Consider the following 7,485-nt stretch of genomic DNA (forward strand, 5'->3'; position numbering starts at 1 on the left):
GTTGCCGACGGTATTTTTGAAATCTTAAAAACGGTTAAATCGGGTATTGGCACATTCTTTTCTTTGCCCGATTGTAGCACTCAATTGTCTCTGTTTTCTGATTCGGATGCGTCAAGGCTGAATTTTGGGGAAACTTAAATTAACTCTCCTCTTGACAAAATTACTCGGGGAGCGGTATAATATAATTGGTTATTAACATATCCGCCCCCAGAGAGGTGTGTTGTTTTCGCCCTCTTGCTTGTTGCAGCTTGCAAGAGGTTTTTTATTGGATTTGTGGGAATATCTGCGGATATCATTCGCTGCTGATAGTGCTGTCGTATGCTCCGCTTTCGTCTCTGTCGGTCTTGACTTTATATGTCACGCCGCCTCTTGTGATTTTGCACTTGAGAGAGACGGGGGAAATATTTCCCTCGTTATCCGCTGGAAATACTGCCTCAATCATATCAATGCTGAGCCTGCTTAAATCAAGGTATGTCATTGCTTTTCACTCCCTTCTTAATGGATCAGCTCATCCGAGCTTTAACTTTGTCCTCCTTTCTGCTCTTGTTTTCTGAGCTTGGTTATATTATAGCATAACGATAGCGTTATATCAATAGACATATTATACAAATTTATAACGATATCGTTAGTTGAAATGTATATAGATATCGTTATAGTGATATGCTATAATAGTATTTGGAGGTGATACAATGTCAGAGAAAAAGCCTGTAAGTGCTGCACAAAAAGCAGCTACTAAACGTTTTGAAGATAAAAAGTACGACAAAATACTTTTAAGACTTCAAAAAGACAGTATTACATCAAAAGAGAGCATACAGACACACGCAGAGAAAGCAGGAGAAAGCCTTAACGGGTATATTACAAAAGCTATTGAAGCCCGTATAAAAGTACAAGACAATAAGGAAGTCGATCCCGTATCGGAGAAAATGGAAACAGAAAAGGAGGCAGACGAATGAATATAATAAAATACCCCAATGAGCAGAACTTTGACAATGCCGTAAAGGCAGACGAGCCGCTTCTTGTGCTTATCTCCTTTGACGGCGAAAATATTATAGCAAGTCAGATTGATGAAGCTATGGAGCATCATATCCTGTTAAGGCTTGTAAAAGACTCCGATGCAGACATAGACAAGTATTTCCGTCTTGTGGTAGATCACTCCGGAGCTGATTGGACTTTCGTGTGTCCGCCGAATTATAGCAGTATCACACGCAAGGACAAGCGCATAGAAGAATTCTTTAAAGACGGTATGAGAGTTATCCCCAAAGCGTTAAAAGCTATGGGCTATGATGTTCCTGTTTCTATTCCCGATAGATACCGCAGGCACTTTGATATTATGAACGGCGAATTCTTTTCAACGTGATAAAATAAGCAATGCCCCTCAGAGCTACTACAATGCATTCTGAGGGGCATTATTTTTTATAGGGTAATTTTACCTGTTTGCATATAAAGCGCCGTACACACCGTTCTCGTGCGTTCTGAGAGGTATAATCACATATTTAACGGATTGAGACCCCTTCTTGCCATTTGTGCAAGTTCGTTTATAGTTTTATCTACAACTGTCGCACTATCAAGGGCGATTTTGATTACTGTATCACCGCTGTAGAATGTTCCACCGGAAGCGGAGCTTGCAGAGGTCTGACTATTCAGAGATTTATTAAAAGACCCGGTAATAATTGAGTCATATCCAGCCATACTGTCGATAATGCCTTGAATGTAGCTGTCGGCTGTAGCTTTACCCTGTTCATAAGCACTCTGAGGCATATCCGAAAAGATATCATTTATGAGGACACTCCCAAGACGGAGCAGTCCGACAGATACATCACTCTGCCTGCGGAAACAATGCAGCTTTTGAGACAATACCGGGAATATTGGATAAACTATCGAAGAATGTGCGGCTCGGAGTGGAACAGCTTCGTACAGATCTCAGACAAGAGCGGAAAGCCCATAAGCGTAAAAGCCGATTACCTCTTTGTGCAGGAGCAGGGGAATAAAATAGGCTATCCTATTCGCCCCGACAGCATAACAAAATGGTGCAGCGATTTCTCAAAGCGCAACGGACTGCCGCATATCAATCCCCACGCCTTCAGGCATACTATGGCAAGTATCTTATACTTTAACGGCATTGACAGCATAAGCATTTCGGGCAGACTCGGACATTCAAAAGCAAGCACCACAAGCGACTTGTATTCCCATATCATCAAAGAAGCCGACAAGCGCTCCGCCGAATGTATAGCCGATGTGGTTTTGAGGAGCAAAGAGGCATAAAAAAATTGTAAATGGCGCACAAATAGCGCACAAAACCCGATTTTGAGCATAATAAAAAGCCGCCTGCAATACCTGCAAGCGGCTTCATTACGTGGTCTGCCCGACGGGAATTGAACCCACAGCCTTCAGAGTCGGAGTCTGACGCTCTATCCAATTGAGCTACGGACAGTTAACTGAATTATATTATACAATATTGATTTCACACTTGTCAATAGATTTTGCAAAAAATTTGGGATAAAACTACTGAATATTTATTACGCTGCCTCTTGACAAAACTAACGAATGGTAGTATAATAACTACTACAAGTTAAAAGGGAGGCGCTGTGATGGACAGAAAAGAAGAGATAATTCTTGCTGCATTGGAGCTTGCGGCTGAAAAGGGGCTAAGCGGCGTTACAATGTCACAGATAGCAGACAGGCTTGGGATAAAAAAGCCCTCGCTGTACAATCATTTCGGATCAAAGGACGAGATCGTCGGCGCAATGTATGGGTATTTGAGGGAAAAGTCCAAGGAAAATCTTGCTTCTTCCGATATTGATTACGGGGAACTTGTCAAAGGAAAAACTGCGGAGGATGTTCTGTTATGTTCCGTTTCAAATTATATGAAAATGTGCAGCGATGAAAAAATGCTCACCTTCTACAAGGTGATTTATTCGGAACGTGCAGTAAACCCCGCCGCCGCAAAAATTATGACTGAGGAAACAAAGCGTATGATCAAGACGACTAAAAATCTGTTCTATGCTTTGCAGGTGCATAAAAAAATACGGGCGGAGAGCATTGATACGGCGGCTGTGTCATTTGCTATGACTGTCCACGCAATGATGGAGCACCGTTTTGACTGCCTGTGCGCAGGGGAGCCTGAGCCGCAGGGAATGATAGAAAATTATATCAGATGGTTTTGCAGAGAACTTGGAGGTGAAAGCTATGAAAAAGACGCTGATTAACTTTCTGGGCCTTCTGGGAGTGGTGTCTCTGCTTTCATATACTGCGGCGGTGGTATTTTCTCCTCTTGCCTATCCGGGATATGACTGGAAAGCTCAGGCTGTAAGCGACCTCAGCGCAGTAAACGCTCCTTCAAAAATGCTGTGGGAGCAGCTGTCTTCGCTGTACGGCTCCTGCGGTATCGTTTCGGTAATGGCGGTATGCGTGTATATCGGGGAGCGGCTTACCAAAACCATTCGCACGGGGATATATCTTTTTGCGGCGATGAACTGGGTATCAAGCGTGGGATATTCTATGTTTCCGCTTTCCGACAGCGGATATGCAGGCACCTTTCAGGACATTATGCACGTTTATGCTGTGACCGTGCTTGTGGTGGCGCTTTCCATTGTGTCGCTGCTGTTTATAATTGTGGGAGGTTTTAAAAGCAGAGCTTACCGCAGTCTTGCGGTATGGGCGGCTGCGGCGCTCATATGTATGTTTATAGGTGCCATTGGAACGAACATTGTTCCGAAAGAATTTTTCGGCATTGCAGAGCGTTTCAGCGTTTTTGCGGCGGCGGGATTTAATGCGGTGCTGGGTGTTTATTTGTTTCTGGGATTTGAGGGGAAGAAAACCGCAGAAATATCCGCTTGATATCATAAAAATTAACCGCTGCACAAAACCAAACAGTTCTGTGCGGCGGTTATGCTCTATAATATCATCAGAGAGTTTCCACAAATCTGTCAAAGGCTGCCATACCTTCGGGGGTACGCTTGTAAACGCCTGCGTGCTCGAGGACCTTGGCAAAGACCTTGCCTATCTCGTCTCTTACAACGTCGGAAACATTTTCGGGAGTTATTTCTCGGCGTGAAGCAAATTCTGCTGCCCAGTCGGCGTGCTTTTCAAGAACGGGGTCGTCTCTCAGGCTCTCTGCTCCCTTTTGGGCGAGGACTTTCTCAAGCTGCTCCATTTCGGACTTTAAACGTGCTGGAAGAACGGCGAGACCCATTACCTCGATAAGACCGATATTTTCCTTCTTGATGTGGTGAAGCTCGGCGTGGGGGTGATATACGCCGAGAGGGTGCTCCTCGGTGGTGATGTTGTTTCGGAGAACAAGGTCAAGCTCGTACATATCGCCCTTTTTGCGTGCAATGGGGGTGATGGTGCTGTGAGGCTCGCCATTGGTTTCTGCAAATATGAATGCTGACTCGTCGGTGTAGCCTCTCCAGCTTATGAGAATGTGGTCGGCAAGCTCCGAGAGCCTTGCGGTGTCCTTTCCGCTGAGCCTTATGACCGACATAGGCCATTTTACTCTGCCTGCCCCTATATCCTCAAAGCCCTTTATCACATATTCCTTTTCGACGGGTGCCTTTGCCATTGCAAAGGTGTAGTTTCCGCCCTGGAAATGCTCGTGGCTGAGTATTGAGCCGCCTACGATGGGGAGGTCGGCGTTGGAGCCGATGAAATAGTGGGGGAACTGCCTTACAAAATCAAACAGCTTCTCAAATGCCTTTTTGTCGATGACCATAGGTGTGTGCTTCTGATTAAAAAGAATGCAATGCTCGTTGTAGTAAACATAGGGGGAATACTGAAAACCCCATTCCTCGCCGCATATCTCTACGGGGATAATGCGGTGGTTTTGTCTTGCGGGGTGGTTTACCCTGCCTGCGTAGCCAACATTTTCGGGGCAGAGAAGGCATTTGGGATAGCCGCTCTGCTTTGCGTTCTTTGCGGCGGCTATTGCCTTGGGGTCCTTTTCGGGCTTGGAGAGGTTTATGGTGATGTCAAGCTCGCCGTATTCGGTCTCGGCTTTCCATTTGATGTCCTTTGCAATGCGGTAGCGGCGGATATAATCCGTGTCCTGACTGAATTTATAGAAATTATCGGTGGCGGTCACGGGAGAACTCTTGTAATCGCTTCTGAATTTTCCGATGACTTCGGAGGGGCGGGGAGTAAGGCACGCCATAAGCTTTGTATCGAAAAGGTCTCTGTAGACAATGCTGTTTTCTATGATGCCCTTTTCACAGGCGAAGTCCAGGAGAGCCTTTAAGATATTTTCAAGGCTTTCTTCGGGAATGGTCTCGGGTTCCTCATATTCATCGAGGTCAAGGGCGGCAAGAATAGAGTTGATGGCGAATGTCCTGTCCTCGGGAGCTATGAGTCCCGTTTTAAGTCCGTACTGCGCAAGAGCGGCTATGTAGTTATAAATCATTTTAAGACCTGCCTTTCTGAGATGTTTCGTGAGTTCATCTGATTTTATTATACATCATACGGGAATTTTTTTCAATATAAAATCGGTTCAGATATATGTATCTATGTTGCATTTTTTATTTATGGTGATAATTACCGTTTATTTGCCCGTGCTTTGTGCAGTTATACAAAATTGCAGATTTTACAAACTTATGTTCTGAAATGTATTGACAAGTAGATACAAATGTGCTATAATAATGAATGAGAAAAGCCGCTTCCGAAAAAAACGAAAGCGGCTGATATTCATATTGAGGTTACAATGATGTTATCATTCCTGTGTCTTATCCTCGGTAACAAGCTCCTTGACAGAGGTCGCAAGACCTGCAAGGCTCTGTATCTCGGAGGGAATGATTATCTTGGTTGCCTTGCCGTCGGCTGCCTTTGCAAAGGCTTCAAGGCTCTTGATAGCGATAACGTTCTGAGAAGGATTTGCTTCATTCAGCTGTCTGATGGTGTCGGCGAGAGCCTGCTGAACGTTTCTGATGGACTCGGCTTCACCCTCTGCCTCGAGTATCTTCTGCTGTCTTACAGCGTCTGCACGAAGTATCATTGCCTGCTTCTGAGCCTCTGCCTGGAGGATAGCAGCCTGCTTGTCAGCCTCGGCACGGAGTATCTTGGACTCCTTTTCACCCTCTGCCACAAGCACCTGAGACTTCTTTTCACCCTCTGCCTGAAGGATCTTTTCACGTCTTTCACGCTCTGCCTTCATCTGCTTTTCCATTGCGTCCTGGATCTCTCTGGGGGGGAGAATGTTTTTAAGCTCCACTCTGTTTACTTTGATGCCCCAGCGGTCTGTTGCCTGGTCCAGGATAGCGGTTATCTTGGTGTTGATAACGTCTCTTGAGGTAAGAGTTGCATCAAGCTCCATCTCACCGATGATGTTACGGAGAGTGGTGGCGGAAAGGTTCTCAATTGCGGAGAGGGGTCTCTCAACGCCGTAGGTGTAAAGCTTTGCGTCGGTAACGGTGAAGAATACTACCGTATCTATCTGCATTGTAACGTTATCCTTGGTGATAACGGGCTGGGGCTTGAAGTCCACTACCTGCTCCTTGATGGAGACCTTCTTTACCACCTTGTCGAAAATGGGGATAACGTAATGGGGACCTGTGTGAAGCGCACCTTTGAATGTTCCGAGACGCTCAACAACGTAGACCTGAGCCTGGGGAACGATCTTGATACCCGAGATAAAGATGATCGCAAGAACGATGATAAGGATAATGATTGCTGTAGTCATAATAATTTTTCTCCTTTTATGATATATGTTACAATGTTTTCTGTACTGACTGTACAGGCTGAACCGTAAGATATGCTGCGCCCTTGGCGATGACCGTTACGGAAACTCCCGTTTCTATGACTGAGCCGTCGGCGGATACCGCACCCCAGTCCACGCCCTCGAGACGGACTCTGCCTGTGCCTGCCATACCGTCTATCTTCTCGATGACAACGGCTGTTTTGCCAAGATCAAGCTCTCCGTTGGTGGGGATATACTTTTTCGGCATAAGCTTCTTGAGCAGCGGTCGGGTCGCCGCAAGCAGTATCACCGAAACTGCCAGGAATACTCCGATCTGGACTCCTGTTCCTGCTCCGAGTATTGCTGCCACAAGGGCGGCAAGCGCTCCCACAGCAAACCAGATGGACAGCAGCGCAAATGAAGCTGCCTCCACAAGAACGGCTGCTATCATTACAATGATCCACAGGATGTACATCATAAACTGTCACTCCTTCCGGCAGCACATTGTCTGCCTTTCATATCCTATCATATCATAACAAAGGGAAAAAATCAATATTTCCTACAAAGAATTTTTTAAAATTCAGATGAAAATTTGATTAAAATCCGGATATGCAGAATTATTTTTCCAATGTACGGGGAAAACTGTTGAAAAATCCGGAAAAATATGGTATAAGGTAACATCTAAAAACCCCTGTACAAAAAAGAAAAAAAGTGGTAAAATAGAGATATGAAAATGCTACAGATAGGATTCTTTGATGAAGAGAACCGATACAAGAAATTAACAGAATTAGGCGATCCGCTGGAGAAACTGAACAGCGTAA

The 7,485-nt window shown here is 45.2% G+C and carries 10 protein-coding genes and 1 tRNA gene; 5 read left to right on the forward strand and 6 right to left on the reverse strand.

Features of this window, described 5'->3' with window-relative positions:
- Window positions 1-292 precede the first annotated feature (292 nt).
- Window positions 293-478: a hypothetical protein gene (locus ACR0QN_RS13655; RefSeq protein ID WP_432651776.1), complete on the reverse strand. Its 186-nt coding sequence runs from the start codon at window positions 476-478 to the stop codon at window positions 293-295.
- A 211-nt stretch (window positions 479-689) separates the two neighbouring features.
- Between ACR0QN_RS13655 and ACR0QN_RS13660 the strand changes: the two genes are divergently transcribed.
- Both ACR0QN_RS13660 and ACR0QN_RS13665 read left to right on the forward strand, forming a co-directional pair.
- Entirely contained in the window at window positions 690-953 is a 264-nt protein-coding gene (locus ACR0QN_RS13660; RefSeq protein WP_432651777.1) for a hypothetical protein, read from the forward strand.
- Entirely contained in the window at window positions 950-1,357 is a 408-nt protein-coding gene (locus ACR0QN_RS13665) for a hypothetical protein (RefSeq protein WP_432651778.1), read from the forward strand. The genes ACR0QN_RS13660 and ACR0QN_RS13665 overlap by 4 nt, the downstream gene beginning before the upstream one ends.
- Window positions 1,358-1,485: 128 nt before the next feature.
- Here the strand turns inward: ACR0QN_RS13665 and ACR0QN_RS13670 are convergent, their stop codons facing one another.
- Window positions 1,486-1,689 (reverse strand): hypothetical protein, encoded by a 204-nt coding sequence (locus ACR0QN_RS13670; RefSeq protein ID WP_432651779.1) that lies wholly within the window; start codon window positions 1,687-1,689, stop codon window positions 1,486-1,488.
- 15 nt (window positions 1,690-1,704) lie between these two features.
- On the opposite strand from ACR0QN_RS13670, the gene ACR0QN_RS13675 reads away from it, so the two are divergent.
- Window positions 1,705-2,262 carry a site-specific integrase gene (locus tag ACR0QN_RS13675; RefSeq protein ID WP_432651780.1) on the forward strand — a complete coding sequence of 186 codons (558 nt, stop codon included), beginning with the start codon at window positions 1,705-1,707 and terminating at the stop codon, window positions 2,260-2,262.
- Window positions 2,263-2,354: 92 nt separating this feature from the next.
- On the opposite strand, the gene ACR0QN_RS13680 is transcribed toward ACR0QN_RS13675, so the two are convergent.
- Window positions 2,355-2,431: transfer RNA gene (locus ACR0QN_RS13680), tRNA-Arg, on the reverse strand.
- 157 nt (window positions 2,432-2,588) lie between these two features.
- Here ACR0QN_RS13680 and ACR0QN_RS13685 point away from each other — a divergent pair.
- Both ACR0QN_RS13685 and ACR0QN_RS13690 read left to right on the forward strand, forming a co-directional pair.
- Complete coding sequence (locus ACR0QN_RS13685; protein ID WP_432651781.1) at window positions 2,589-3,206, forward strand: TetR/AcrR family transcriptional regulator; 618 nt, start codon at window positions 2,589-2,591, stop codon at window positions 3,204-3,206.
- Window positions 3,187-3,837: a DUF998 domain-containing protein gene (locus ACR0QN_RS13690; RefSeq protein ID WP_432651782.1), complete on the forward strand. Its 651-nt coding sequence runs from the start codon at window positions 3,187-3,189 to the stop codon at window positions 3,835-3,837. The genes ACR0QN_RS13685 and ACR0QN_RS13690 overlap by 20 nt, the downstream gene beginning before the upstream one ends.
- A gap of 67 nt (window positions 3,838-3,904) precedes the next feature.
- On the opposite strand, the gene galT is transcribed toward ACR0QN_RS13690, so the two are convergent.
- The 3 genes from galT to ACR0QN_RS13705 form a co-directional block, all read right to left on the reverse strand.
- Entirely contained in the window at window positions 3,905-5,395 is a 1,491-nt protein-coding gene (gene galT, locus ACR0QN_RS13695) for a UDP-glucose--hexose-1-phosphate uridylyltransferase (RefSeq protein WP_432651783.1), read from the reverse strand.
- A gap of 306 nt (window positions 5,396-5,701) precedes the next feature.
- Window positions 5,702-6,667, reverse strand: a complete 966-nt coding sequence (locus ACR0QN_RS13700; protein WP_432651784.1) for an SPFH domain-containing protein — start codon at window positions 6,665-6,667, stop codon at window positions 5,702-5,704.
- 28 nt (window positions 6,668-6,695) lie between these two features.
- A complete protein-coding gene (locus ACR0QN_RS13705) occupies window positions 6,696-7,142 on the reverse strand; it encodes an NfeD family protein (RefSeq protein ID WP_432651785.1) in 447 nt (148 codons plus the stop codon).
- Between the last annotated feature and the right edge of the window lie 343 nt (window positions 7,143-7,485).

Source organism: Huintestinicola sp. (assembly GCF_050874005.1).
Lineage (GTDB): Bacteria > Bacillota > Clostridia > Oscillospirales > Ruminococcaceae > Huintestinicola.